The 24,958-nt window shown below is 69.3% G+C and carries 21 protein-coding genes, 1 tRNA gene, 1 pseudogene and 1 riboswitch; of the genes and pseudogenes, 12 read left to right on the top strand and 11 right to left on the bottom strand.

Annotated elements, in window-relative coordinates; genetic code table 11:
* Positions 1–52 precede the first annotated feature (52 nt).
* The 4 genes from secD to queA all read right to left on the bottom strand — a co-directional run bounded on the left by secD (position 53) and on the right by queA (position 4,656).
* Positions 53–1,909, bottom strand: coding sequence for a protein translocase subunit SecD (gene secD / locus HNQ70_RS07450; RefSeq protein WP_183965910.1), 1,857 nt, complete (start codon positions 1,907–1,909; stop codon positions 53–55).
* A 107-nt stretch (positions 1,910–2,016) separates the two neighbouring features.
* The gene (gene yajC, locus HNQ70_RS07445) at positions 2,017–2,376 is read right to left on the bottom strand and encodes a preprotein translocase subunit YajC (protein ID WP_425504346.1); all 360 of its coding nucleotides are present in this window, start codon (positions 2,374–2,376) and stop codon (positions 2,017–2,019) included.
* A 44-nt stretch (positions 2,377–2,420) separates the two neighbouring features.
* Positions 2,421–3,554, bottom strand: a complete 1,134-nt coding sequence (gene tgt, locus HNQ70_RS07440) for a tRNA guanosine(34) transglycosylase Tgt (RefSeq protein ID WP_183965908.1) — start codon at positions 3,552–3,554, stop codon at positions 2,421–2,423.
* A 67-nt stretch (positions 3,555–3,621) separates the two neighbouring features.
* A complete protein-coding gene (gene queA / locus HNQ70_RS07435; protein ID WP_183965906.1) occupies positions 3,622–4,656 on the bottom strand; it encodes a tRNA preQ1(34) S-adenosylmethionine ribosyltransferase-isomerase QueA in 1,035 nt (344 codons plus the stop codon).
* Between the two features lie 227 nt (positions 4,657–4,883).
* On the opposite strand from queA, the gene HNQ70_RS07430 reads away from it, so the two are divergent.
* From HNQ70_RS07430 to HNQ70_RS07420, 3 genes are all read left to right on the top strand, one after another.
* Positions 4,884–5,474 (top strand): GNAT family N-acetyltransferase, encoded by a 591-nt coding sequence (locus tag HNQ70_RS07430; RefSeq protein ID WP_183965904.1) that lies wholly within the window; start codon positions 4,884–4,886, stop codon positions 5,472–5,474.
* Between the two features lie 158 nt (positions 5,475–5,632).
* The gene (locus HNQ70_RS07425) at positions 5,633–6,463 is read left to right on the top strand and encodes an enoyl-CoA hydratase (protein ID WP_183965902.1); all 831 of its coding nucleotides are present in this window, start codon (positions 5,633–5,635) and stop codon (positions 6,461–6,463) included.
* Between the two features lie 53 nt (positions 6,464–6,516).
* A tRNA-Leu gene (locus tag HNQ70_RS07420) sits at positions 6,517–6,601 on the top strand.
* 106 nt (positions 6,602–6,707) lie between these two features.
* Here the strand turns inward: HNQ70_RS07420 and HNQ70_RS07415 are convergent.
* Both HNQ70_RS07415 and HNQ70_RS07410 read right to left on the bottom strand, forming a co-directional pair.
* Complete coding sequence (locus HNQ70_RS07415; protein ID WP_183965900.1) at positions 6,708–7,271, bottom strand: CPBP family glutamic-type intramembrane protease; 564 nt, start codon at positions 7,269–7,271, stop codon at positions 6,708–6,710.
* Positions 7,272–7,483: 212 nt separating this feature from the next.
* Positions 7,484–7,774 (bottom strand): hypothetical protein, encoded by a 291-nt coding sequence (locus HNQ70_RS07410; RefSeq protein WP_246434835.1) that lies wholly within the window; start codon positions 7,772–7,774, stop codon positions 7,484–7,486.
* Positions 7,775–8,309: 535 nt separating this feature from the next.
* On the opposite strand from HNQ70_RS07410, the gene HNQ70_RS07405 reads away from it, so the two are divergent.
* On the top strand, positions 8,310–10,532 hold the full coding sequence (locus HNQ70_RS07405; RefSeq protein ID WP_183965898.1) for an HD domain-containing phosphohydrolase: 2,223 nt from the start codon (positions 8,310–8,312) through the stop codon (positions 10,530–10,532).
* Positions 10,533–10,558: 26 nt separating this feature from the next.
* Here HNQ70_RS07405 and HNQ70_RS07400 read toward each other — a convergent pair whose 3' ends face one another.
* Complete coding sequence (locus HNQ70_RS07400) at positions 10,559–11,251, bottom strand: SOS response-associated peptidase (protein ID WP_183965896.1); 693 nt, start codon at positions 11,249–11,251, stop codon at positions 10,559–10,561.
* A gap of 247 nt (positions 11,252–11,498) precedes the next feature.
* Between HNQ70_RS07400 and HNQ70_RS07395 the strand changes: the two genes are divergently transcribed.
* Both HNQ70_RS07395 and HNQ70_RS20385 read left to right on the top strand, forming a co-directional pair.
* Positions 11,499–12,707 (top strand): ABC transporter substrate-binding protein, encoded by a 1,209-nt coding sequence (locus tag HNQ70_RS07395; protein WP_183965894.1) that lies wholly within the window; start codon positions 11,499–11,501, stop codon positions 12,705–12,707.
* Positions 12,688–12,924, top strand: a pseudogene (locus tag HNQ70_RS20385) (integrase core domain-containing protein); the annotation flags it as partial. The gene HNQ70_RS07395 and the pseudogene HNQ70_RS20385, both read left to right, overlap by 20 nt.
* A gap of 69 nt (positions 12,925–12,993) precedes the next feature.
* Here HNQ70_RS20385 and HNQ70_RS07385 read toward each other — a convergent pair.
* Complete coding sequence (locus HNQ70_RS07385; RefSeq protein WP_183965892.1) at positions 12,994–13,518, bottom strand: DsrE family protein; 525 nt, start codon at positions 13,516–13,518, stop codon at positions 12,994–12,996.
* 266 nt (positions 13,519–13,784) lie between these two features.
* Between HNQ70_RS07385 and HNQ70_RS07380 the strand changes: the two genes are divergently transcribed.
* Positions 13,785–14,192 (top strand): polyhydroxyalkanoate granule-associated phasin, encoded by a 408-nt coding sequence (locus tag HNQ70_RS07380; protein WP_183965890.1) that lies wholly within the window; start codon positions 13,785–13,787, stop codon positions 14,190–14,192.
* On the opposite strand, the gene HNQ70_RS07375 is transcribed toward HNQ70_RS07380, so the two are convergent.
* The 3 genes from HNQ70_RS07375 to HNQ70_RS07365 form a co-directional block, all read right to left on the bottom strand.
* Positions 14,189–15,418 (bottom strand): glycosyltransferase, encoded by a 1,230-nt coding sequence (locus tag HNQ70_RS07375; RefSeq protein ID WP_183965888.1) that lies wholly within the window; start codon positions 15,416–15,418, stop codon positions 14,189–14,191. The two genes, HNQ70_RS07380 and HNQ70_RS07375, sit on opposite strands and share 4 nt — an antisense overlap.
* A gap of 106 nt (positions 15,419–15,524) precedes the next feature.
* The gene (locus HNQ70_RS07370; RefSeq protein ID WP_183965886.1) at positions 15,525–17,273 is read right to left on the bottom strand and encodes a long-chain fatty acid--CoA ligase; all 1,749 of its coding nucleotides are present in this window, start codon (positions 17,271–17,273) and stop codon (positions 15,525–15,527) included.
* A 95-nt stretch (positions 17,274–17,368) separates the two neighbouring features.
* Positions 17,369–18,361 carry an NADPH:quinone reductase gene (locus HNQ70_RS07365; protein ID WP_183965884.1) on the bottom strand — a complete coding sequence of 331 codons (993 nt, stop codon included), beginning with the start codon at positions 18,359–18,361 and terminating at the stop codon, positions 17,369–17,371.
* Positions 18,362–18,411: 50 nt separating this feature from the next.
* Between HNQ70_RS07365 and pnuC the strand changes: the two genes are divergently transcribed.
* The 5 genes from pnuC (at position 18,412) to HNQ70_RS07340 (ending at position 24,952) form a co-directional block, all read left to right on the top strand.
* Positions 18,412–19,170: a nicotinamide riboside transporter PnuC gene (pnuC, locus tag HNQ70_RS07360; RefSeq protein ID WP_183965882.1), complete on the top strand. Its 759-nt coding sequence runs from the start codon at positions 18,412–18,414 to the stop codon at positions 19,168–19,170.
* Positions 19,167–19,760 (top strand): AAA family ATPase, encoded by a 594-nt coding sequence (locus HNQ70_RS07355; RefSeq protein WP_183965880.1) that lies wholly within the window; start codon positions 19,167–19,169, stop codon positions 19,758–19,760. Before pnuC ends, HNQ70_RS07355 begins: the two co-directional genes overlap by 4 nt.
* Before the next feature lie 4 nt (positions 19,761–19,764).
* A riboswitch (TPP riboswitch) is annotated at positions 19,765–19,898 on the top strand.
* 93 nt (positions 19,899–19,991) lie between these two features.
* Positions 19,992–22,250 (top strand): TonB-dependent siderophore receptor, encoded by a 2,259-nt coding sequence (locus HNQ70_RS07350; protein WP_183965878.1) that lies wholly within the window; start codon positions 19,992–19,994, stop codon positions 22,248–22,250.
* Between the two features lie 144 nt (positions 22,251–22,394).
* Positions 22,395–23,843 carry a M20/M25/M40 family metallo-hydrolase gene (locus tag HNQ70_RS07345; protein WP_183965876.1) on the top strand — a complete coding sequence of 483 codons (1,449 nt, stop codon included), beginning with the start codon at positions 22,395–22,397 and terminating at the stop codon, positions 23,841–23,843.
* Between the two features lie 14 nt (positions 23,844–23,857).
* Positions 23,858–24,952, top strand: coding sequence for a 3-deoxy-7-phosphoheptulonate synthase (locus tag HNQ70_RS07340; protein ID WP_183965874.1), 1,095 nt, complete (start codon positions 23,858–23,860; stop codon positions 24,950–24,952).
* Positions 24,953–24,958 lie beyond the last annotated feature (6 nt).

Raw genomic sequence — 24,958 nt, 5'->3', positions numbered from 1 at the left:
GTGCTTGTGCCTCGGGTGTCCTGGGGGCTGTCGGGATGCGGTGGCGAAAGCCTCAGCGCGAAGAGGGCTTCCAGACCTGGCCGATGGCGAGCTTGGCGATCTTCTTGCGCCGGCCGTACCAGAGGTTGACCATGCCGCGCGAGACGACGACCGAAGAGAAGATCGAGGTCATGATGCCCAGGCAGTGGACCACCGCGAAGCCGCGCACCGCGCCCGAGCCGAACACCAGCAGGGCGACGCCCGCGATCAGCGTGGTGATGTTGGAGTCGAGGATGGTGGCCCAGGCGCGCTCATAGCCCTCGGAGATGGCGACCTGCGGCGAGACCCCGCGGCGCAGCTCCTCGCGGATGCGCTCGTTGATGAGCACGTTGGCGTCGATGGCCATGCCTAGCGTGAGCGCGATGGCGGCGATGCCCGGCAGCGTGAGCGTGGCCTGCAGCATGGAGAGCAGCGCGACCAGCAGCAGCACGTTGACGCCCAGCGCCACCGTGGAGAAGACGCCGAACAGCATGTAGTACGCGATCATGAACACCGCGATCGCGATGAAGCCATAGAGCGTGCTGTTGAAACCCTTGGCGATGTTCTCGGCGCCCAGGCTGGGGCCGATGGTGCGCTCCTCGATGATCTCCATCGGGGCGGCCAGCGCGCCGGCGCGCAGCAGCAGCGCGAGGTCGTTGGCGCCCTGGGGGCTGTCCATCCCGGTGATCTGGAAGCGCGAGCCGAGCTCGGCCTGGATGGTGGCCACCGTCAGCACCTCGCCGCGGCCGCGCTCGAAGAGCACCACGGCCATGGGCTTCTTGAGGTTCTCGCGGGAGACGTCGCGCAGCACCCGGCCGGCCGCGTCGTTGAGCTGGATGCCCACCGCGGCGCGCTGGTTCTCGTCGAAGGTGGCCTGGGCCCCGGTGAGCTGCTCGCCGGAGAAGATCACCTGCTTGCGCAGCACCACGGGCGCGCCGCGGCCGACCTTGAACAGCTCGCTGCCGAACGGCACCGGACCGGTTTCCATCAGCGCCGCCTGCGCCTCGGCGCTCAGGTCGACCAGGCGGGCCTCCAGGGTGGCGGTGCGCCCGAGGATGTCCTTGGCCTTGGCGGTGTCCTGCACGCCAGGCAGCTGCACCACGACGCGGTCGGCGCCCTGGCGCTGGATGACGGGCTCGGCCACGCCGAGCTCGTTGACGCGATTGTGCAGCGTGGTGATGTTCTGCTGCAGCGCGGTGTCGATCACTTCGCGCTCGGTCTGCGGCGAAAAAGCGGCAACCAGCAGGAAGTCGTTGCCGTCGGCGCGGTCGGCGAGCGCCAGCGACGGCAGGCCGTCCACGATGACGTTGCGGGCGCGCGAGCGGGTCTCGTCATCGCGGAAACGGATCTCGATGCCGCTTCCCGAGCGCGTGATGCCGGCGTGCCGGATGCCCTTGTCGCGCAGCAGTGAGCGGATGTCGCTGGTGCTGCTGTCCAGTCGCTTGGTCAGCGCCTGCTTCGTGTCGAGCTGGAGCAGGAAATGCACACCGCCGCGCAGGTCGAGGCCGAGGTACATCGGCAGCGCGTTCAGCTTCGTGAGCCACTGCGGCGAACTCGACAGCAGGTTCAGTGCGACCACGTAGACCGGCTCGTTGGGGTCCGGATTGAGCTCGCGGGCGATCAGGTCCTTGGCCTTGAGCTGGGTGTCGGTGTCGCGCAGCCTCACCTTGACCGAGTTGCCGTCGAAGAAGGTGCCGGTGGGCTCGATTCCCGCCGACCTGAGCGCCGTCTCGACGCGCACGAGCATCCCGGTGTCCACCTTGACGGTGGCTTTCGCGCTGGAGACCTGGACGGCAGGTGACTCGCCGAAGAAATTTGGCAGCGTGTAGATCATGCCGATCACCAGCGTGACGGCGATGATCGCGTACTTCCAGATCGGGTAACGGTTCATCGGGGGGTGCGGGCTCGGCGTGATCGTTGAAGGGGGCGGCGGCACCGCCCGGCCGGCGGCATGGCGGGGACCCCGCCGCGCCGCTTCAGGGGCGCGTCAGGGGCGCGTCAGAGTGCCTTGATGGTGCCGTTGGGCAGCAGCGTCTGGATCGCGCCCTTCTGGAAGTTCATCTCGACCGGGCTGTCGCCGGCGCGGGCAACCTCGACCGTGACGTAGCTCTCGCCAACCTTGGTGATCTTGCCGACCATGCCGCCGGAGGTGACGACCTCGTCGCCCTTCTTGATCGCCTCGAGCATGGTCTTGTGTTCCTTGGCCCGCTTCATTTGCGGACGGATCATCAGGAAGTACAGCACCACGAACATCAGGATGATCGGCAGGAAGCCAAACAACTGGTCGGTGCCGCTCCCGCCCGCGGCCTGCGCGTGGGCGTTCGAGATGACCTGGGCGTAAGCCGTTGAAATCAGCACGTTTTCTCCTTTGGTAACCGGGGATTATAGCGGTGGGGGCTGCGTCATCCGTCGACGCCGCGGGCGCGGTCCTGCGCGAAGCGCAGCCTGAAGGCCTCGAAGCCGCCGGCGGCGATGGATTCGCGCATCTCGCGCATCAGCGTCGCGTAGTAGTGCAGGTTGTGGATCGTGGCCAGCCGTGCGCCGAGGATGTCGTCGATCCGCTGGAGGTGATGCACGTAGGCGCGCGAGAAATTCTCGCAGGCGTAGCAGGCGCAGCCCGGCTGGATCGGTCGTTCGTCGTGCCGGTGTCGGGCATTGCGCAGGCGCAGGTCGCCGAAGCGGGTGAACAGCCAGCCGTTGCGCGCGTTGCGGGTCGGCATCACGCAATCGAACATGTCGATGCCGGCGGCCACTCCTGCCACCAGGTCCTCGGGCGTGCCCACACCCATCAGGTAGCGGGGGCGTTCCGCGGGCAGCCGTGGCGCGCAGTGCGCCAGGATCCGCAGCATCTCTTCCTTGGGTTCGCCGACCGACAGTCCGCCGATCGCGTAGCCGTGGAAGCCGACCTCGACCAGGCCGGCGATCGACTCGTCGCGCAGGTGCTCGAACATCCCGCCCTGGACGATCCCGAACAGGGCGTTGCGGTTCTCGAGGCGGTCGAACTCCTCGCGCGAGCGCTTCGCCCAGCGCAGCGACAGCCGCATCGAATCGGCCGCCTGCTTCTCGGTGGCTGGCACGCCGTCGATCTCATAGGGCGTGCACTCGTCGAAGATCATCGCAATGTCCGAGTCGAGCGCATGCTGGATGCGCATCGACTCCTCGGGGCTGAGCATCAGCTTGTCGCCGTTGACCGGCGACGAGAACTTCACCCCCTGTTCGCTGATCTTGCGCATCGCCCCGAGGCTGAACACCTGGAAGCCGCCGGAGTCGGTGAGGATGGGGCGATGCCAGCCGTTGAAGCGGTGCAGGCCGCCGAAGCGCCGGATCACCTCCATTCCGGGGCGCAGCCAGAGGTGGAAGGTGTTGCCCAGGATGATCTCGGCGCCGATCTCCTCGAGCTCGCGGGGGGACATGGCCTTGACCGCACCGTAGGTGCCCACCGGCATGAACACCGGGGTCTCGACCGTGCCGTGGTTCAGCGTCATGCGGCCGCGGCGGGCCGCGCCATCGGTGGCGAGAAGTTCGTAGGTCAGCATCGGTCGGTTCTGTCGCGGCAGCGGCGCGAGCCTTTCCTCGAGGCGCGAGGTCGGATTGCCGGGGTCATCATTCGGCCAGCGCGTCCGCGCAGCGCTCGAGCAGCATCGCATCGCCGTAGCTGAAGAAACGGTAGCGCTGGGCGATCGCGTGCGCGTAGGCGTGCCGGATGCGCTGCACGCCGGCGAAGGCGCTGACGAGCATCAGCAGGGTGGACCTGGGGAGGTGGAAGTTGGTCAGCAGGCGGTCGACCACCTTGAAGCGGTAGCCCGGCGTGATGAACAGGTTGGTTTCGCCGGTCGTGGCGCGCAGGTGGACGTCGCCGGCAGCCGCTGCTTCCAGCGTGCGCAGCGAGGTGGTGCCCACTGCCACCACCCGGCCGCCGCGGGCGCGGGTGGCACGCACGGCCAGCGCGGTCTCCTCGGGGAGCACGTAGCGCTCGCTGTGCATCCGGTGCTCGCGCAGATCCTCCACGCGCACCGGCTGGAAGGTGCCCGCGCCGACGTGCAGCGTGACGAAAGCGGTTTCCACGCCGGCCGTGCGCAACTGCGCGAGCAGCGCGTCGTCGAAGTGCAGCCCGGCAGTGGGCGCCGCGACCGCGCCCGGCTCGCGGGCAAAGACCGTCTGGTAGCGCTCGTCGTCGTCGGCGCCGGCTGCATGCCCGATGTAGGGCGGCAGAGGCAGGCGGCCCTCGCGCTCCATCGCCTCGAGCACCGGCTCGTCGAACTCGAGCAGGAAGAACTCGTCGTGCCGGCCGGTCACGGTGGCGCGGGCGCTGCCGAAGCGCAGCACGACGCCCGGGCGGGCGGTCTTGCTGGCGCGCAGCTGCGCTACCGCGCTGCGCTCGCCGGTGATCCGCTCGACCAGCGCCTCGACGGCCCCGCCGGTGCCCTCCTTCTCGCCGAGCAGGCGCGCCCGCAGCACCCGGGTGTCGTTCATCACCAGCAGGTCGCCAGGCGCCAGCAGTCCGGCAAGCTCGCGGAAGGCGAGGTCCGCGAGGCTATCGGCGCGCACGTGCAGCAGCCGGGAGCCCGTGCGGGCTGCCATCGGGTGCTGCGCGATGAGCTCGGCCGGAAGCTGGAAGTCGAAGTCGGAGAGTCGCATTCGGGCGCCATCTTATGCGAGGCGGCAGGGGTCGCGGAAGCGTGTTATGTTGTGGTGCAACAAAACGACTCGCGGCGATCGCTTCGAACCAAGTGCTCCCCTCTCAAATTGAGGCTTTGCACTAGTTTGCTGTATTGCACCATTTTCGGTCTGGCCGCATATAGCTGATGGATGCAGGGGATTGGCCGGCAGGCCGGAGCCCCGTCGCATCGCCCATGGAGCGCATGATGCAACCGATTCTCGATACCAAGCCGAATTCTTCCCTGGCGCTGCCCAGGCGCATCCTCGATTGGGTGGCGCTGTTCGAGCGCTTGGTTCCTGGCGATCGCGACTCGCTCGTGGCGCACTTCACCTCCCTGGGCCAGGACGACCGTCGGCTGCGCTTCGGCATCGTCGTCGACGACGCCTTCCTCGCCCGCTACGTCGATGGCATGGATTTCGGCCGCGACGTGGTGTTCGGCGCGCGCACCGGGCCCGGGCAATGGGTGGGCATCGGCCACCTGGTGCTCGACGGCAACGCGCCCGAACTGGGGCTTTCGGTGCTGCCGGCCGCCCGCGGCCGCGGCCTTGGCGCGGCGATCTTCCGCTATGCGGTGGTGCGCGCCGCCCGCGCGGGCAAGGACCGGCTCTACATGCACTGCCTGACCTCCAACCGCGCGATCATGTCGATCGCGCGCGCGGCCGGGATGGCCATCCGCTCCGATTCGGGCGAGGCGGATGCCCACCTGGTGGTGCCGCCATACCCGGAGTTCGCGCGCATGCTGATCGGCGAGCCCGACCCGGCAAGCCCGGCGAGGCGGACTGACGCGACCGCCTGACGTCACGCCCCTGGCAGGACGACCCCGGCAGGGCGCGCCAGGACCTGTCGGCGAGGCGATCCGAGGCTGCACGCGCCGGCGGAAAGCGGAATCCCCGGCGACTGCCGGCGGGCGATGCCTGGCGTAACCTCCCTCGCACCACAAGGAGGAGACCCGCCATGGCCTATGAAGCGATCCTGTACGACGTGCGCGACCGCATCGCCACGATCACCCTGAACCGTCCCGACCGCCTCAACGCCTGGACCCGGCAGATGGCCGGCGAACTGCGCGACGCGATGCACAAGGCTTCCGCAGACGACGGCGTGCGCGCCATCCTGCTCACCGGCGCCGGCCGCGGCTTCTGCGCGGGCGCCGACATGAACCTGCTGTCGGGGCTGTCGGCCAGCAAGGGCGCGAGCCACGCCGACGAGGTACCTGCACCGCGCGGCGTGCCCGCGGGCGGCAGCCAGCGCCCGGACTTCCAGCTGCCCAACACCTACTTCCCGGCCATCCCCAAGCCCATCCTGGGCGCGATCAACGGTCCCTGCGCCGGCCTGGGCTTCGTGGTGTCGCTGTTCTGCGACTTCCGCTTCGCCGCCGAGAGCGCGGTGTTCACCACCGCCTTCGCCCAGCGCGGCCTGATCGCCGAGCACGGCATCAGCTGGACGCTGCCGCGACTGGTCGGACTGCCCAACGCCGCCGACCTGCTGTACTCGGCCCGCAAGGTGCGCGCCGACGAGGCGCTGCGGCTGGGCATCGTGCAGCGCGTGGTGCCCGACGCGCGGCTGATCGACGCCGCGCGCGACTACCTGAAAGCCATGGCGGACACCGTCTCACCGCGCTCGCTGGCCGTGATGAAGCGCCAGATCTGGGACGGCATGTTCCAGAGCCTGGCCGAGGCCAACGTGACCGCCGACCACGAGATGGCCCTGAGCCTGGCCAGCGACGACTTCAAGGAGGGCGTGGCGCACTTCCTGGAGAAGCGGGCGCCGCAGTTCACGGGGCGCTGAGCGTCGGTTTGCCGGCGGGGGGCGATTGGTCGATAATCCGCCCTCCCTCCCGTGCCCGAGTGGTGGAATTGGTAGACGCAGGGGACTCAAAATCCCCCGCCGCAAGGCTTGTCGGTTCGAGTCCGACCTCGGGCACCATCTGCATCGCCGAAGAACACCGAGAAGCCCCGCATAAGGGCTTTTCTGTCATTGGCCCGGCGCGGACGCACTTTCGTCGGCGGAAGCCACCCCAGCCCGCGTCGGCTCAGGCCCCGAGCCGCACCCACCGATAGCCTGCCAGCAGCACGACCGCAGTCATGGCGGCCGTGCCGAGCAGGGCGGGCTGGAGGTTCTCGATCGCGCAGAGGCGTCCGGCGGCGGCGAGCGCCTGAGTGACGCCGAAGGTGCCGAGGAAGTTGTGGAAGATGGCCGTGCCCAGAACGTCGCGGGACACGAAGAAGAACGCACCGGTCACCAGCCCGATCACCGACAGCAGCGCGACCATCGGCCAGGTGTCGAACGGCGCGCTGTGCGCGAAGTGGTAAAGGCCGAACAGCACCGCGGCAACGATCGCAGCAGCCGGCGTCGCCAGACGCGCGAGCCGTCTCCTCAGCAGGCCCTCGACCGCGCCGCCGACCAGCGCCCAGCAGACCATCACCTCAGCCGCCGAAACGACGAATACCTGCGCGAACGCATTGGTCACCACGGCCGGATCTGTCGATGGGGCGCCCTGGCCGAAGTACGAAGCGATCCCAAGTGCGAACCCCGCGACGGCCGCGACGAGGGTTCGCGCGGGCGGCCCGAACCCGCTACGCGCCGCCACCTGCATGCCGTCGCGCCGAACGGATCGCCGCAGCAGCCAGAGCGTGCCGACGATACCGAGCAGAAGGTTGACGCCGAGCGCGTAGACGAGCCGGTCGCCGGGTGCAGCAGGGTCTCGATGCGCCCCTCGAAGAACCAGGTGGCAGCGGTCCAGACGAGGTACATGACGAGCGCAGCACCGGCGGCGATGCGGTGGGACGATTCGCTCATCCGGGGAGTCTAGGAGGCACGGTCGTGACCGACAAGGGTAGGGCGCAGGGTGACCGTGTCGACATCGAATGCCGCCTTCGGGATTCTCTTCAGCTCCTCGACATCTCGCTCCCGGAAGTCCGCGAAGTTGAACTCGAAGAAAGGCTTCGAATCCATCTTGTTGGGCTGCTGGAGGTCCGTGAAAAGCTTGTAGTGGATCCCGTTCGTAAGAACGCTGAAGCGAGCCTCGGTGACATGGAAGTAGCGGAAGAGCTGCGCCACGTGGGTGGCGAGTACGCGGAGCTGGTCGACGAAATCCATTCCGGCCTCCTTTGATCCGGCAAGCCCAAATATCTGGCGCGCCCTGCCGTAGTTGTCGCTGCGCCAGGACCGGCAAATGCGGGGTAACCGTGTCGGATCTCCGCTCCCGGGCTTTGGGGAGCCTTCCGCCATGGCGGGGCCCTCTACCCGCTCCAAGTCATCATCGCTGCCCCGCTCCCGCTCCCAGAACGTGCAGCCACCCGCCGGCGGCCAGTGCCTGGTGACGCGCCCACCAGCGCCTGGGCACGCCGCCAATGAAATCGCAGTGTGTCCAGTCGGCAACTCCGGCGTTGACGCCCCTGGGGGGCGGGAGGACACTCCGTCCCGTTCGATGGGCCTCGCTACATGCAGCCAAGGAGGAGCGTTGACGCAAGATCGGCGCGTGGCTGCGCTTGGGGTCATCGATAGGTGCGCCTGAACTCGGACAAGTAGAACAAGGTCGAGACGGGCGATCCGGTGGCTACGACGCCACTTGGTTGAAGGCCGAAGCGTGTGTCATCGACTGCATCGATGGCGGTGCTCGGCATGGGAAGGTATGGCCGGCTTCAGTCTGCGTGCTCGCCTTCAGTTGTTGCTCGTGCTGGTGCTCGTCGTGTTGTCGAGCCTGATGGCATGGCACCTGGTGCTCGACGGCAGGGGGCGCGAAGCGCGCGTCAAGGCTGAACTGCTGGCCACGGCCCGCCTGCTGGCCGCGCAGCAGCGCGAGATCGCGGCGCATGCCGATGCGACGCTGCTTGGACTGGCGCAGAGCGCGCAGCTCTTCGAACGTGCCGTCAGCGATTGCGAGTCAGCCATGACCAGGCTTGCGCGGTCCGACGCGCGGTACGTCAACGCCGGCTTCGTGAGGCCCGACGGCCGGCCGTTCTGCAGCGCCACCGGTTCGGCGACGTCGATCGACTTCTCCGATCGGAAGTGGTTCCAGGCCGCGCTCGCCTCCCAAGACATGGTCGTCAGCGATGTGCTGCTTGGCCGAATCTTGGACGTCCAGCTGATCTCGTTCGCGCGGGCGCTGCGCAATTCCGACGGCGAGGCGACGGGCATCGTCTTCCTGGCGCTCGACCTGTCCTGGCTGAGCTCCGGACTGGCCTCAGGCGCGCCCCTGGGCGACACGCGCATCGTGATGCTGGATTCCAACGGGGTGGTCGTCGGCCGGTTCCCCGACGCCGAAGGATTCGTCGGCGGGGCGGCCAGCACCGACATGATCGCTGCCGTCGGATCCGAAGCCGAGGGACTCTGGGAGATGAGCGGCGTCGACGGGCGGCTGCGCATCCATGCATTCACGCCACTGATCGAGACGGTTTCTGGGCGCATGACGCTCTGGGTGAACACCCCGGTCGAGAGCCTCCAGGGCAAGCTGCTTGACGAGCTACGCCTGGGCCTGCTGCTGGCGGTCTCGGTGCTCATGCTCGTCGTCGCCGCCGCGCACTGGGGAAGCGATCGGTTCCTGCTGCGTCCGTTGGCCCGGCTCAGCGATTCGGCGCAGCGATTCGGCGGCGGGGATCGCGCGGCGCGCAGCGGTCTACCGCACGGCAAGGACGAGATCGGTGTACTGGCTCGGGCGCTGGACGAGGCCGCAGACAGCGCCTCTGCGGCCGAGGTGCGTCTTGCCCGGATCAATCGCTCGCTGAAGATGCTCGGCGCTTGCAAACGAGAGGTCGCCAAGGCGGTGGACGAGGAACGGCTGCTCGAGGCCGTCTGCCGGATCGTCGTCGAGATTGGCGGCTACCGGATGGCCTGGGTGGGGTATGCAGAGCAGGATTTCGAGCGGTCGGTACGCCCGCGCGCCTGGGCGGGCGCCGACGAGGGTTACCTCGAGCAGGCTCTAGTCCGATGGGACAGCTCCGAGCGCGCCGAGGGCCCGATCGGCAGGGCGATCCGCATCGGGACCTATCAGGTCACCGACGACGTGAAGACCGATCCGAAGTTCGCGCCCTGGCGCGATCTGGCGATCCAGCGCGGCTACGGATCGGTCCTGGCGCATCCGTTGTGGGTGTCGGGAAAGGTGATCGGCATGCTCGGCGTGTACGCGGACCGGGCGGGTGCCTTCCAGGGCGAAGAGGTCGACCTGCTCGTGGAACTCGCCGGCGACCTTTCCACCGGCATCGCCGCCATCCGCGTCCGCGCCGAGCGCGACAGCATCGCGCATCGCTACGCGCACCATGCCGAGGTACTGCAGGAGAGCCTCGAGCAGTCGATCCAGGCGATCGCGGCCACGCTCGAGGCCCGTGATCCCTACACCGCCGGGCACCAGCGCCGGGTTGCCGACCTGGCCGTGGCGATCGCCCGGGACCTGGGCCTCGACGAGGATCGGATCCACGGGCTGCGTCTCGCTGGAATCCTTCACGACCTGGGAAAGATCCAGGTGCCGTCCGAGATCCTGACGATGCCCCGCCGGCTCACCGAGGCGGAGTACGCGCTGGTGAAGCAGCATCCCCAGGCTGGCTACGAGATTCTCAAGGGCATCGACTTTCCGTGGCCGATCGCGGAGATCGTGCTGCAGCACCACGAGAAGTTCGACGGCTCGGGTTACCCACGCGGGCTCAGGGGCGACGACATTCTTCCCGAGGCGCGCATCATGCTGGTGGCCGACGTGATCGAGGCAATGGCGTCGCACCGGCCCTATCGGCCTGCGCTGGGCGTCGATGCAGCGCTGGCGGAGATAGAGCGAGGACGCGGAACGGCGTACGAGACGCGCGTCGTGGATTCCTGTCTGAAGCTCTTCCGGGAGGGGCGGTTCACGCTGGACAGCGCTGGCTGAGGCTCCCGGAGCCGCGCGACGAGATTTTAGCCGAGGGGAGATGAAGCGTTTCCACCCCTTGGCGCCGCGGCGACCGGCCCCGCCTCGAACATCTCCACCGCCGGCACCCGCATCAGCGCCCGCGCATCCTCGGTTGATCCCGCCAGCCACGTTTCGACGTTAGCTCGCTCGATCGGAATCACGCTGCGCTTGTCCTGAGCGTCCGGGGGGAGCGCAGGATCTAGCTTGTGCATGCGGCCCATCAGCGGGTGCCCGTCCGCGTTGATGGTCAGCATCGTGTAGCTCTCGTGAATTTCGCCTGTCGCGCGGTCGATCCACGCGTTCCACAGCCCGGCCAGGCCCCAGGGCTCGCCATCAGCGCGCCGGAATCGCCACCAGACGTTGCGGCCGGTCTCCCAGTTCGGCTCGTCGAAGCTGACGGCCGGGATGATGCAGCGCTGCCCGCGCGCCCAGGCGGTGCGGTAGGTGGGCTTCTCGGCGAGCTCCTCGCTGCGGGCGTTGTTCGTCGAGTAGCGGATGTCCGGCGACTTGGCGAAGTGCGGGATGAGGCCCCAGCGTCCGACGGCGAGCTCGCGCCGGCCTTCACGGTCCAGGCGGACGAAGGGGCCCGGCGCCCGAGGGTAGAGCTCGGCTGGCCAGGGCATGACCGGGTTGCGCCGGCCGATCTCGAAGAAACGCTCGATGTCGGCCTGGCCGGGACTGACGTAGCGGTTGCACATCACTCCTCCCAGCGAGTCGCGTGCACGAAGCGGCGAAGGTACTCCAGTCGGTCCAGCAGCGCGTGGCGTCCTCTCGCCGACGCAACTTGTGCTCCTGCTGACGCAGTGGCTCGCGCAGCCTGAGAATTCCGGAATCCTCGGATGCGCTCTTGTGCATGATCGCGCGAGTTACGAGCATGGGTGCAGAGCCGCGGTCCGCGGGTCTGCGCAGTGCCCTCAGGTCGTCGTCCGCAAAGTGGAGGTGTCCATGAATCGTCGCGCGTTGCTGGGCCAATCGGCTCTGCTGGCTGTTTCCACCCTGTTCCCTAGCCTTGCTATTTCGCAAAAGCGCTACGGGCCTGGTGCTTCGGACACGGAGATTCGCATCGGTCAGACCATGGCCTACAGTGGGCCAGCCTCCGCGTACGGGACGCTCGGGCGCTCGGCAGCGGCGTACTTCGCCATGGTCAATGCGGCCGGGGGGGTGAACGGACGCCGGATCAACATGCTCAGCCTGGACGACGGTTTCAGTCCTCCGAAAACGGTCGAGCAGACCCGTCGCCTGGTCGAGCAGGAAGAGGTGCTCTTCATGTTCAACTCGCTCGGCACGGCCACCAACACCGCGGTCCAGAAGTACCTGAACACGAAGAAGGTGCCGCAACTGTTCCTGGGCGCGGGTGGCGCGAAATTCACCGATCCCGCCAACTTCCCGTGGACGATGGGTTTCCAGCCGAATTTCTTCCTCGAGGCGAAGATCTTCGCGACCTACCTGCGCTCAGTCAATCCGAAGGCACGCATCGGTGTGCTCTACCAGAATGACGATCTCGGGAAGGACTACCTCAGCGGCCTCAAGCAGGGGCTTGGTGATCACGGACGCACCATGATCGTCGGCGAGCAGTCATACGAGCTGTCGGATCCGACGATCGACTCGCAACTGCTGGCGCTGAAGTCCTCGGGTGCCGATGTCTTCTTCAGCGCCACCACTCCGAAGTTCGCGGCGCAGGCGTTGCGGCGCATTCCTCAGATGGACTGGAAGCCCCTGCATCTCCTTACCGTTGGCGTCCTCTCCGTGTCGGCGGTGCTGGCACAGGCAGGGCTGGAGAATGCGATTGGCGCTATCGGCGCGACCTACTACAAGGACCCGAACGATCCTCAATGGGCGAACGATCCAGGCCTTCAGCAGTGGAGGGAGTGGATGCGAAGCTACTACCCTGCGGGCGATCCGGGCGACTCGCTGAACGTCCTCGGTTACACCTTCGCCGAGACCGCCACGCAGATGCTCAGGCAGTGCGGCGACGACCTCACCCGTGACAACGTGATGAGGCAGGCGCTGAACCTCGATTTCCAGCCGGCGATGCTCTTGCCGGGCGTGCGCGTCAAGACCGGCCCGACCGACTATGCGCCGGTGTCTTCGATGAGATTGCAGCGCTTCGACGGCAAGAGCTGGCAGCTCTTCGGTGATCTGCTCACTGTATAGACCACTGCCTGCTGCAACGCTTCGATCCGTTCGTGGATCGGTTCAGTTCATCGCTCCGCACAGCCCCGAGCAGAACGGCATGGTCGAGCGGGTGATCCGCACGCTCAAAGAGCAATGCAGGCATCGGCATCGCTTCGAGACCCTGCCGCACGCCAGCCGTGTGATCGGCGACTGGATCGGCTTCTACAACCACCGGCGACCCCACCAGTCGCAGGGCATGAAGACACCCGCCGAGGCTTGCGCTTTAGCGGCCTCACCTGAGCAGGTTCCGCTGGGTCAATACACTTCAGGGCACGATGTACGCATAGCCTCTCTGCTGGTAGGCGACCAGGGAGATCCAGCCGTTGCCGACCAGCTTGACCTCCGGCATCACGTCGTCGTTACGGATCTTGCGGGCCGGCAGCGGCACCGAGCATTGCTCCATCGACTCGTAGCCGTTGGTCGAGCGCATTTCCCTGATCTTCGCGGCCACCTTCATTGCGCCCTCGCGGTCGGCCGGTCTGATCTTCTCGAGGTCGGTCTGCGTGAAATAGGACGCGTCGCCGCGGAATGCGAGCACGATCCTCGGGGTGACGCCCTCCGCGATCAGCTGCTTGCGCGTGAGGTCGATGACCGCCAGCTTGAGCAGCAGCGCTTCCGGGTTGGCGTCCGTGATGTCGAACGCGATCTTCATCTCCTTGACGCCGGCGAGCGCAGCCTTGTTGTCGGGCGCGGACGCCTGCCCGGCGGCCGGCAGCGCCACGGCGCACATCGCGGTGCCGAATGCGAGCGTCGAGACGGCCGTGACGAATTTCTGTGGAAGGGTCTTCATGGAAACCTCCTGATGGTGGACCCGTCGCCCGCAGAGCCATTGGGCGGCCCCCGGGTGTGGCGGAGATCCGCTGCCACGCGGGCGGCTCGAACGAGTCTGCGCCGCTCGCGTCCGGGGTCAAGGAACACCGCACAAGAGCTGCGCGGAGCTCGGCCAGCTTGGACACGGCGTTCAACGCGAGCTTGGCGTGCGTCAGCAGGCGCATGCTTGCGCGCAACGCCGTATCATGATCAGGCATGCCCGATTCCTCCACCGGATACCTTTGAATGGCCTCACGCCGCAGTCGCAATGCCAGCTCGCTCGCCGTCAAGTCCGCCGAGCTCGCGTTCGCCGCCCCGCAGGTGGTGGCCCATCGCATGATGCGCATGGCAGCGGCTGGCCCGGTTCTCTCGGAGCGCGACCTCAGGGAGTTCCAGCGCATGGGGACTGAGAAGCTCTCGGCATTCGCCGAATCCTGGAATGCGATGGCGCTGCAGGCCGCCAGAGCCAACCAGGATCTGGCGGCCGGTTTCCTGCGCTCGCTCTTGTCGCCGCTGGCATGGGCCAGCCCGTTGGCGCACACGGCGGCGCAGTTGCAAAGCGCCGCGCTGGGCGTCCTGCACGAAGGCATCGACCCTGTGCATCGCGAGGCGACTGCGAACGCCAGGCGCCTGGCGCTCACGAAGCTGCGCTAGCCGGACCGCGTTTGCATCCGGCCCGCACGCTCGGTCGAGGCTGCGGTCTGGAACCGAGGCCGCCCGAGGCGGGCGGCGCTGAACTGCCCTTCGACGAGGGCCCCGCGCTCAGCCTCGAGCATGATCGTCTCGAGCACCCCCGGCACCTCGAACACCGCCCGGTTTCCGACCCGCGAGACGTTCGCGCGAAACTCGTCGATGCGCGCCGCCATTTCCTGGACCGCGCGGCCGATCGTGCGGTAGCTGTCGTGGACGATGCCCACGCCGTGCTCGCGCACCCACTGCGCGTTGAAGCGCTCCTGGGGCATGGTCCAGGCGTTGGCCACGATCACCACCGGCAGGCCGCGCTGCACTGCCTCGCTGATGCTGCCCGGACCTGGCTTGCCCACGAAGAAGTCGGCCAGATCCATGTAGTGGGGGATCGCTGAAGTGAAGCCCAGCACCAGTCGCGGGGCCCTTGCCGGCATCGCCTGCAGCTTCGCGGCGAGCGCCCGGTTGTGGCCGCAGACCAGGATCAGCTGGGTGTCCGGCAGTTGCCGGGCGACCTTGAGCATCGCCTTCGAACCGTGGCCGCCGAACAGCACCAGGCCGGTGGGCCGATCGGGGTCGAGCCCCAGCATGCGGCGCTCGGCCCGGCGGTCGGCGGGTGCGGGTGCGTAGAACTCCGGCCGCAGAATCATCCCGGAGGTGGCATGCACCCGGGCCGGCGGATGGCCCATCCGCAGGGCCTGCTCGACGGCGCGCGCCGAGCCGCAGATGAAGTGCTGGTCCTGGCCGCGCTCGATCCAGAAGTTCGGCGGGTGGTCCGCCAGGTCGGTGAGCGCCGTCACGAAAGGCACGCCGGGCAGCGTCGAGGCAAGGCTCTCGCATAGCGCGCGGTTGAAGTTGGGCACCAGCGAAACGACCAGATCCGGCTCGGTCTCGAGCCAGTGCTGTTTCAGGCGCCGCGTGATCGGCGCGTGCCCGAGCCGGATCGCGGCCTGCAGCAGCTTCAGTTCCTGCGCCATTCCGGCGGTCCAGCCGCGGGCCAGGCGCCTGTTGTAGAAGTCCTCGGGGCGCATGCCGGTGAGCCGGCCGAAGGCGTTGTCCGGGTCGAGCACCTCGAACAGGTCGACCAGGCGCACGCGCCACGGCTGACCCTGCTGCCGGATCGCCGCCTTGAGCGCGGTCGCACTCGCGCGGTGGCCGCCGCCGGCGTTCACGTAGATCAGGTCGATGGTCTTCATCGCACTCGCTCGCCGAAAGGGCCAGTGTGCGGCGGCGTGATGAAGGGGACGTTACGGGATGCGTCTCTGGACGCCTTTCTTCTTCGGGGCGACCGGGGCGGCAGGATCACCCCCCGTCCCGCCGCTGCGCCTCCTGCTCCTGCAGCATCCGCCACATCACCTTGCCGGAGCCGGACTTTGGCAGCGCGTCGACGAACTCCACTTCGCGCGGCACCTTGTAGGCGGCCATGTGCTCGCGGGCCCAGGTGATGATGTCTTCCTCGCGCGTGCCGGCGCGGGCCTCGCTGCGCAGCACCACCACCGCCTTCACCGACTCGCCGCGGTAGGCGTCGCGGGTGCCGATGATGCAGGCCTCCAGCACCGCGGGGTGCCTGAAGAGCATGGTCTCCACCTCGGCGGGCCAGACCTTGAAGCCGCTGGCGTTGATCATCCGCTTGAGGCGGTCGGTGATGAAGAAGTAGCCGTCCTCGTCCATGTGCCCGAGGTCGCCGGTGCGGAAGAAGCGCTTGCCGTCGAGATCGAAGAACACCGCCTCGGTGTCCGCGGGGCGGCGCCAGTAACCCTTGAACAGCTGGGGGCCGTGGATGACGATTTCGCCGGTCTGGCCGGGGCCGAGCTCGTTCAGCGTGTCGGGGTCGACGATGCGCGCGTCGGTGCCGATGAAGGGCACGCCCAGGCACTGGCGCTTCGGGGCGCTCGGCGGGTTGCCGTGCGAGGGCGCGGCAGTCTCGGTGAGGCCGTAGCCTTCCGCGTAACGCAGCCCGAACTGCTGCTCCAGGCGCTCGGCCACCGCCTGCGGCATCGCCGCGCCGCCGCCGCCGATGTAGACCAGGCTGGAGAGGTCGAACTCGTCGAGCCGGGGGCTGCCGAGCAGATCGATGATCATCGTCGGGATGTTGGTCCAGGTGTTCACCCGGTGATGCGAGATCAGGCGGCCGGCCAGGTCGCGGTCCCAGCGCGGCATCAGCACGTTGGTGGCGCCGGTCCAGATCGGACCGTGCACCGCGTACTGCATGCCGGTGATGTGGAACATTGGCACCGCGCCCAGGCTCACGTCGGCGGCGCTGCCGTTGGTCCAGACCGTGCCGGCGATGGTGTTGTGGCCGATGCTGCGATGGGTGTGCATGCAGCCCTTGGAGCGTCCGGTGGTGCCCGAGGTGTAGCAGATGGCGACCAGGTCTTCGGCGCTGCTCAGGTGCGGCGCGGGCGCAAGCGCCTCGGCCAGCGCGTCCTGCCAGGCGTGGGCGCCGTCGGGCAGCGGCGGCGCCGCGTACAGCCACTCCAGCCAGGCCTGCGGCGGGCGGTGCACCGGGTCGATGTCGCGCGGCAGGCAGTCCGAGTAGCGAGTGACCAGCATCGTGCGCAGGCGCTCCTCGGGCGGCAGCTGTGCGTTGCCCAGGGCCAGCTGTCCGGCGACGTCGGTGGCGCAGATCGCCACCCTGGCCTCTGGGTCGGCGATGTAGTGGCCGAGCTCGTCGGCGCGGCTCATCGGATTCACCGGAACGACGATGGCGTCGGCGCGCATGATCGCGTAGAAGGCGATCACGAACTGCGGCGAGTTCTGCATCATCAGCAGGACGCGATCGCCGCGCGCGACGCCTGCCCGCTTTCGGAGCCAGCCGGCGAGCGCTTCGGCCTGCTCGCGCAGCCGCGCGTAGCTCACCTGCTCGCCGAGGAAGTCCAGCGCGGGCTTGTCCGGGTAACGGCGCGCCGAGACCTCCAGGTTGTGCCAGAGCGAGGTCGCGGGCAGCGGGATGGCGCGCGGCACGTGGCGCGGCCAGGAGCGCCAGTGCGGCCGGTCGGCGGGCGCGGGGGCGACGGCGATCGAGGACGGGGCGGCGGACTGGAGGCTCATCGGGCGGGTCCTGCGTTCGATGGGAGCTCGGGCGGAAGGGCGCCCGGACCGCGCGCCCGGACGGCGCGCTCAGGCGGCCCGGGGCGCGCAGATGCTCAGGCGACGGTGACCAGCACCTTGCCGACGTTGCGCATGCTCTCGGTGGCCTCATGGGCCTCGTCGCAGCGTTCCATCGGGTAGCGCCTCTGCACCTGGTGGACGAAGCGGCCGCCAGCGAGCGCTTCGGTGATGAAGGCCGCGGCCTCGTCGTGGGCGGCGCGCGGCATCGCGTAGACCAGCACGAAGCGCACCGTGAGGTCGCGCGCCAGCATCGGCCAGAAGGGGATCTGCGGATCGGGCACCGAATCGGACGCATACGTGGCGATGGTCGCGCCCGGGCGCAGCAGCTCCATGTTCACTGCGAGGTTGGCGCCGAAGGCGACGTCCACCACGCGGTCCACGCCCCAGTCGGTGCCGGTGATTTCGCGCACGCGCCGCACCAGGTCGTCCTCGCGGTAGTTCAGCACATGGTGGGCGCCGGCCTCGAGGGCGCGCTGGGCCTGCTCCTCGCGGCTGACGGTGGCAATCACCGTGGCGCCGGCGATCTTCGCGATCTGCACCGCGTAGAAGCCCACCGCGCCGGCCCCGCCGTGCACCAGCACGGTCTGGCCGGCCACGGGACCGTCGGCCATCACGCAGCGGTGGGCGGTCATCGCGGGGATGCCCATGCAGGCGCCCGCCTCGAAGTCGGCCCTGTCCGGCAGGGGCACCGCCTTGTGAGCGGGCACGGTGGTGAATTCGGCGCAGGTGCCGAAGGGGCGCCCCAGCGTGGCCTCGTACACCCAGACGCGCTGGCCGACGCGCGACGGGTCCACTCCTTCGCCGACGGCGTCGATCACGCCGGCGCCGTCCTGGTGCGGGATCACGGCCGGGAAAGGCATGGTGACGTTGCCGCGGTGGCCGCCGCGCTGCTTGGTGTCGGAGGGGTTCACTGCGGAGACGTACACCCGCACGCGCACCTCGCCCGCGGCGGGCCGGGGCACAGGCCGCTCGCCCAGCTGGAGGACCTCGCGCGCCGGTCCCTTGCGCTCGTAGAACACTGCCTTCATTGCGTCTCCCTGCAAGCGTTGTTCTTGTCGATCGATTGTAGACTCCGCCGATGCTCGAACCCGCCTTCGTCCTATGGGGCGCGCCCGTCACCTGGCTCGAAATCGCGGCCTTTGTCCTGGCCCTTGGCTGCGTCGTCCTCAACGTGCTGGAGATCCACTGGGGGTGGGGGCTGGCCATCCTCAGCAGCCTGCTCTATGGCTGGCTCTTCCTGGACAGCCGGCTCTACGGCGAGTCGGGGCTGCAGGTGTTCTTCGTCGCGGTCGCGGTCTGGGGCTGGTGGCAGTGGCTGTATGGGCGGCGGCGCGGCGGGGAGACGTCGGCAGCCGCGCAGACGTCCACGCAGACGTCCACGCAGACGTCCACGCAGACGTCCACGCAGACGTCCACGCAGACGTCCACGCAGACGTCCACGCAGACGGGCGGCGGTGCCGCCCTGGCCGGCGCGCCGCCATCCGGCGAGGCGGGCCTGCGCATCGCGCGGCTCGACGCCCGCGGGCGCTGGCTCGCACTGACCGCCTGGGCGCTCGGCTGGCCGCTGCTCGCGCTGCTGCTGGGCCGCTTCACCAATACCGACGTGCCCTGGCTGGACGCCTTCCCCACCGTGGGCAGCGTGATCGGCCAGGTGCTCCTGGGGCGCAAGCTGCTGGAGAACTGGCCGGTGTGGGTGCTGGTCAACCTGGCTTCGGTGGGTCTGTTCGCGTTCAAGGGGTTGTGGCTGACCGCCATCCTGTACGCGGTGTTCGTGGCGCTCGCGGTGCTGGGCTGGCTGCGCTGGCATCGGCTGGCCCTGGCCGGAGAGCGCGCGTGACGGCGCAGGAGTCGCGCTGGCGAGGCTTCGCTGCGCCGGCAGATGCCGCGCCGCGCCGCGGCGCGCCGCGCACCATCGCGCTGATCGGCGCCGAGTGCACCGGCAAGACCACCCTGGCGCAGGCGCTGTCGGCCGAGCTGCCGGGCCTCTGGCTGCCCGAGGCGCTGCGGGAGTTCTGCGACCGGGAGGGCCGCACGCCGCGCCCGGACGAACAGGCGGCGCTGATGCGCGAGCAGATCGAGCGCGAGGCAGCCGCCCTCGAGCGCGCCGGGCGCGAGGGCGTGCCGTGGGTGATCTGCGATTCCACTCCGCTGGTCACTGCGCTCTACAGCGTGATGCTGTTCGGCGACCACTCTCTGCTGGGCACGGGCATCGAGCACCAGCGCAGGCATGCGCTGACTCTGCTCGCGGACACCGACCTGCCGTGGGCGCCCGACGGCATCCAGCGCGACGGCCCGGCGGCGCGCACCGGGTTCCAGCGTCTGCTGAAGGCGACGCTGCGCGAGCACGGCATCGCGCACACCGTGGTGGCCGGCGACGAGATCGCCCGACTCGATGCGGCGCTCCGGGCAGTGCGCGCTGGCCTATAATCTCGGCTCACGCTAGGGGTCCCGCAGAAATCTGCGGCGTTCACGAGAGCGCCGCAGTCCGGCATGCCGGACGGGTGAGAAAGACCCTTGGAACCTGATCGAGTTAAGACTTGCGCAGGGAAGCGTCGAAGACAGGGTCGGTCCGCATTCGTCGCGTCCGATGACCAGCCCAAGTTCCGGCCTGGCCCCCCCGTCCCACGCCGACCTGCCATCGCTTCTAAGGAAGAGACGATGGCCCGTATGCCGTTTGCCCCTGCCGCCGCCGCCCTGCGCGGCGACCTCCTCGCGTCCGCGGTCTGTGCGGCGCTGCTCTCGATGGCTGTCCCGGCCGCCGCGCAGTCGACGCCGGGCGCCGCGCAACCGACGCCGGCCTCCGCGCAGGGGACGCCGGCCGCCGCGCTGCCCGAGGTGCGCGTCGAGGCGCATTCCTCCGAGCCGGCCACCGAGCGCGCCTCGGTCGGCGGCATCGGCGATGCGCCGCTTTCGGAGACCCCGCAGTCCATTTCGATCATCCGTGCCGAAACCCTGCGCGATCTCGGCGCGGGCAGCCTGTCCGCCGCGATGCGCTCCGAGACCTCGGCCGGCGACTTCTACAACACGGTGGGCTACATCGAGGGCCTGCAGCTGCGCGGCTTCCAGCTCGACAACGCGCTGAATTTCCGCCGCGACGGCCTGCAGGTGTCCAACCACGCGCCGGTGCCGCTGGAGAACAAGGCTTCGATCGAGGTGCTCAAGGGGGTGTCCGGGCTGCAGGGCGGCGTCAGCACGCCCGGCGGCATGGTCAACTACGTGCTCAAGAGGCCAACCGCCGAGCCGCTGCGCGAAGTCTTCCTGGGCGTGTCCGAACGCGGCACCGCGCTGGTCCATGGCGACTTCGGCGGCCGGCTCGGCGAGGACAAGCGCTTCGGCTACCGGATCAACTTCTCCGGCGAGGAGCGCCGGCCGCACGCGCGCAATGCGCCGGGCGACCGCCGCTTCGTCAGCGGCTTCTTCGACCTGCGCCTGCCGAACAACGCGCTGCTCGAGGCCGAGTTCGAGCACCACAAGGTGCGCCAGCGCAGCGTGCCGGCGTTCGGGCTGCTGGACCTCGATGGCGACGGCGTGGCCGAAACCCTGCCGCCGCCGGTGGACCCGCGCATCAACCTGAACGCCCAGCCCTGGTCGCAGCCCTTCGAGAGCCGCGCCACCACGGGCTCGATCCGCTTCCAGCAGGCGCTGTCGGCGAACTGGCAGTACGGCGTGCGCCTCGGGGCGCAGCGCATCCGCACCGACGACCGCCTGGCGTTCCCGGACGGCTGCAGCAGCGGCCCCGAGTACCTGTATCCGGGCTTCTGCGGCAACTACGACTTCGACGTCTACGATTTTCGCAGCGAGAACGAGCGCCGCACCACCCGCACCGCGGACGCCTTCGTGCGCGGCGCCTTCTCGACCGGCGCGGTGCGCCACGACCTCAGCTTCGGCTTCACGCGCACCCGCTATGAGGAGCGCTTCGAGCCGATGCAGGCCTACAACTGGGTGGGCATCGGCAACGTGTTCTCCCCGGTGGTGCTGCCCGAGGACGGCGGCAAGACCGACCTGAACACGCTGCGCGATGCGAACACTCGCGAGTTCTATGTCTACGACGCGATGCGCTTCGGGCAGGGCTGGTCGCTGTGGCTGGGTGTGCGCCATTCGCGGCTGGAGCGCTCCAGCGAGCGCACCGACGGCAGCCGGGCGGTCAGCTACGGACAGAGCTTCACCACGCCCTGGGCCGCGCTCGGCTGGCAGCCCTGGCAGGGCGGTTTCGCCTACGTGTCGGCCGGCAGCGGCGTGGAGAGCGAGGTGGTGCCCAACCGGCCGACGCTCTACGCCAACTACGGCGAGACCCTGCCGGCGCTGCGCAGCAAGCAGGTGGAGCTGGGCTTCAAGCAGGCGGTGCGGGGTGCGGGGCTGTTCAGCGCCACGCTGTTCCAGGTGGAGAAGCCCTATGCGGACGACGTCGAACAGGCTGGCGGCCTGCTCGAGCGGGTGGCCGGCGGGCGCGAACTGCGCCATCGCGGGCTGGAACTGGGCTGGTCGGGTCGGCCGACGCCCGCGCTCTTCCTGCAGGCGCAGGCCACGCTGATCGATTCGGATCTCACGCGCAGTCTGGACGAAGGCCTGCTCGGCAAGGGTGCCCCCAACGTCGCGCCGATCACCGCGAGCCTGTTCGCCGGCTGGCAGGTGCCGGGCGTGCAGGGGATGACCTGGACCAACCGGGTGTTCTGGTCGTCCAGCAAGCCGGTGACCCGGGACAACTCGATCGAGCTGCCGTCGTTCTGGCAGTACGACACCGCGCTGGCCTGGCGCCAGCGCACCGGCGACGGCAGCGCGCTGACCTGGCGGGTCGGCGTGGACAATGTCTTCGATCGCCGGTACTGGCGCGAGGCGCCCACCCAGTACTGGGGCGGCACCTACCTGCTGCCGGCGCAGCCGCGCACCTTCCGGGCCTCGGTGCAGGTCGCGTTCTGATCGCCCGGCAGCGGCGCGCCCGCGCTCGGCGCGCTGCTCCGGGGCGGTTCCGCGGCGGCGCATTGCCGGGCGTGTTGGCGGCCCGCCGCCGCGCCGAATTGCGCTAACCTCGTCGGTTTCCAGAACGCACCGCGCGAGGCGAGCATGGACCTGTCCGAGCTGAAGGCTTTCACCGACCGCAAGTGGGACGAGGAGATCGTCCCGCGGCTGGTCGATTACGTGCGGGTGCCGGCGAAGTCGCCTGCCTTCGACGCCAACTGGCGCGCCCACGGGCACCTGGACGCGGTGGTGCGCTCGGCGCGCGACTGGGGCGCGGCGCAGGGCATCGCCGGGCTGAAGCTGAAGATCGTCGAAATCGCCGGGCGCACGCCCTGCCTGTTCTTCGACGTGCCGGCCACCGGCGGCCTGGGCAACGAACGCTCGGTGCTGTTCTACGGCCACCTGGACAAGCAGCCGGAGATGACCGGCTGGCGCGAGGGGATGGGCCCGTGGACGCCGGTGATCGAGAACGGCCGGCTCTACGGCCGCGGCGCCGCCGACGACGGATATGCGGTCTATGCGGCGCTGACCGTGATCGCTGCGCTGGACGCCCGGCAGGCGCCGCGCCCGCGCTGCGTGGGGCTGATCGAAACCTGCGAGGAGAGCGGCAGCCCCGACCTGCCCGCCTACCTGGAGCGGCTCGCGCCGCGGCTGGGCGACGTGCGGCTGGTGGCGGGGCTGGACTCCGGCTGCGGCAACTACGACCAGCTCTGGGTGACCACTTCGCTGCGCGGGCTGGTCGGCGGCGAACTGGTCGTCGAGGTGCTCTCCGAGGGCGTGCACTCGGGCGCCGCGAGCGGAATCGTGCCCTCGTCCTTCCGCATCGCGCGCCAGCTGCTCAACCGGATCGACGACCCGAAGACTGGCGAGGTGCTGCTGCCCGAGCTGCACGCGGCGATCCCCGCCGAGCGCCTGGTGCAGGCGCGCGCCGCCGGCGGCATCCTGGGCGACCAGGTCTGGAAGCAGTTTCCCTGGGTGGGCTGCTCGCACGAGCCGGGCGCGCACGCGGGCGCCGCGCACTCGATGCCCACCACCACCGACCCGGTCGAGGGCATCCTGAACCGCACCTGGCGCCCGGCGCTGTCGGTCACCGGCGCGGCGGGCCTGCCGGGGGTCGATTCCGCCGGCAACGTGCTGCGCCCGAAGACTTCGCTGAAGCTCAGCATGCGCATCCCGCCAACGGTGGACGGCCAGCGCGCCACGCAGGCGATGAAGCGGGTGCTGGAGGCCGATCCGCCCTATGGCGCGCGGGTGCGCTTCGAGGCGGAAGGAGGCGCCACCGGCTGGAACGCGCCCGAGACGGCGCCCTGGCTGCGGCGCGCGCTGGACGCCGCATCGCTCGGCGCGTTCGGCCGGGAGGCCGGCTGGATCGGCGAGGGCGGCACCATCCCCTTCATGAACATGCTGGGCGAGCGCTTCCCCGCCGCGCAGTTCCTGATCACTGGCGTGCTGGGCCCGCAGTCCAACGCGCACGGCCCCAACGAATTCCTGCACATCGACTACGCGAAGCGGCTCACGGCAGCGGTGGCCGCGGTGGTCGCAGCGGTGCGCTGATCCCGAGAGAATCCATGACCGAAAGCCCCCTCGAGGCCCTGCTCGACAACGTCAACGTGGTGTCGATGACGGACATGCCGTCGCCGGCGCAGCTGCACGAGGCGCTGCCGCTGACCGACGCGGCGGCACGCACCGTGCTGGCGGGACGCAGCGCCATCCGCGAGGTCCTCGGCCGGCGCGACCCGCGGCTGGTGGTGGTCGTCGGACCCTGCTCGATCCATGACCCCGACGCGGCGCTCGACTATGCGCGCCGCCTGCGCGCGCTGGCCGACCGGGTGTCCGGAACGATGCTGCTGGTGATGCGCGTGTACTTCGAGAAACCGCGCACATCGGTGGGCTGGAAGGGCTTCGTCAACGATCCACGGATGGACGATTCCTTTCGCATCGACGAGGGCGTGGCGCGGGCCCGCGCGCTGCTGCTGCAGCTGGCCGAGCTGGGCCTGCCCACCGCCACCGAGGCGCTCGACCCGATCGGGCCGCAGTACCTGGCCGACCTCATTTCCTGGTATGCGATCGGCGCGCGCACCACCGAGAGCCAGACGCACCGCGAGATGGCCAGCGGCCTGTCGGCGCCGGTGGGCTTCAAGAACGGCACCGACGGCGGGCTGGAGGTTGCGATCAACGCGATCCGCTCGGCGCGCTCTGCGCACGGTTTCCTCGGCATGAACGCCGAGGGCCGCACCAGCGTGATCCGCACTCGCGGCAATCCATGGGGGCACCTGGTGCTGCGCGGCGGCGGCGGCCGGCCGAATTACGATACGGTCAGCGTGCGGATGGCCGAGCAGGCGCTCGCGAAAGCCGGCATCGCGCCGAACATCGTGGTGGACTGCTCGCATGCCAACGCGATGAAGGACCACGCGGTGCAGCCGCTGGTGTTCGCCGACTGCGTGCACCAGGTGCGCGAGGGCAACCGCTCGATCGTCGGCCTGATGCTGGAGTCCAATCTCGAGGCGGGCAGCCAGCCGATTCCCGACGACCGCGCGCAGCTGCGCTACGGGGTGTCGGTGACCGATCCCTGCATCGACTGGGCAACGACCGAAACCCTGCTGCTGCGCGCTCACGAGCAGCTCGGCCCGGCGCTGCCCCGGCGCAGTCCGGTCGCGGCCTGAGGCGCT

The organism is Quisquiliibacterium transsilvanicum (genome assembly GCF_014202215.1).
In the GTDB taxonomy this organism is placed as follows: domain Bacteria; phylum Pseudomonadota; class Gammaproteobacteria; order Burkholderiales; family Burkholderiaceae_E; genus Quisquiliibacterium; species Quisquiliibacterium transsilvanicum.
The sequence above is the reverse complement of the archived record's forward strand: the minus strand, read 5'-3'. Positions and strand labels throughout refer to the sequence as shown.

Bases quoted from the DNA above. Each gene is read 5' to 3' on its own strand.
- secD (WP_183965910.1), bottom strand. From the start codon at position 1,909: ATGAACCGTTACCCGATCTGGAAGTACGCGATCATCGCCGTCACGCTG.
- tgt (WP_183965908.1), bottom strand. From the start codon at position 3,554: ATGCTGACCTACGAACTTCTCGCCACCGATGGCGCGGCCCGCCGCGGC.
- queA (WP_183965906.1), bottom strand. From the start codon at position 4,656: ATGCGACTCTCCGACTTCGACTTCCAGCTTCCGGCCGAGCTCATCGCG.
- HNQ70_RS07430 (WP_183965904.1), top strand. From the start codon at position 4,884: ATGCAACCGATTCTCGATACCAAGCCGAATTCTTCCCTGGCGCTGCCC.
- HNQ70_RS07425 (WP_183965902.1), top strand. From the start codon at position 5,633: ATGGCCTATGAAGCGATCCTGTACGACGTGCGCGACCGCATCGCCACG.
- HNQ70_RS07415 (WP_183965900.1), bottom strand. From the start codon at position 7,271: ATGCAGGTGGCGGCGCGTAGCGGGTTCGGGCCGCCCGCGCGAACCCTC.
- HNQ70_RS07410 (WP_246434835.1), bottom strand. From the start codon at position 7,774: ATGGATTTCGTCGACCAGCTCCGCGTACTCGCCACCCACGTGGCGCAG.
- HNQ70_RS07405 (WP_183965898.1), top strand. From the start codon at position 8,310: ATGGCCGGCTTCAGTCTGCGTGCTCGCCTTCAGTTGTTGCTCGTGCTG.
- HNQ70_RS07400 (WP_183965896.1), bottom strand. From the start codon at position 11,251: ATGTGCAACCGCTACGTCAGTCCCGGCCAGGCCGACATCGAGCGTTTC.
- HNQ70_RS07395 (WP_183965894.1), top strand. From the start codon at position 11,499: ATGAATCGTCGCGCGTTGCTGGGCCAATCGGCTCTGCTGGCTGTTTCC.
- HNQ70_RS07385 (WP_183965892.1), bottom strand. From the start codon at position 13,518: ATGAAGACCCTTCCACAGAAATTCGTCACGGCCGTCTCGACGCTCGCA.
- HNQ70_RS07380 (WP_183965890.1), top strand. From the start codon at position 13,785: ATGGCCTCACGCCGCAGTCGCAATGCCAGCTCGCTCGCCGTCAAGTCC.
- HNQ70_RS07375 (WP_183965888.1), bottom strand. From the start codon at position 15,418: ATGAAGACCATCGACCTGATCTACGTGAACGCCGGCGGCGGCCACCGC.
- HNQ70_RS07370 (WP_183965886.1), bottom strand. From the start codon at position 17,273: ATGAGCCTCCAGTCCGCCGCCCCGTCCTCGATCGCCGTCGCCCCCGCG.
- HNQ70_RS07365 (WP_183965884.1), bottom strand. From the start codon at position 18,361: ATGAAGGCAGTGTTCTACGAGCGCAAGGGACCGGCGCGCGAGGTCCTC.
- pnuC (WP_183965882.1), top strand. From the start codon at position 18,412: ATGCTCGAACCCGCCTTCGTCCTATGGGGCGCGCCCGTCACCTGGCTC.
- HNQ70_RS07350 (WP_183965878.1), top strand. From the start codon at position 19,992: ATGGCCCGTATGCCGTTTGCCCCTGCCGCCGCCGCCCTGCGCGGCGAC.
- HNQ70_RS07345 (WP_183965876.1), top strand. From the start codon at position 22,395: ATGGACCTGTCCGAGCTGAAGGCTTTCACCGACCGCAAGTGGGACGAG.
- HNQ70_RS07340 (WP_183965874.1), top strand. From the start codon at position 23,858: ATGACCGAAAGCCCCCTCGAGGCCCTGCTCGACAACGTCAACGTGGTG.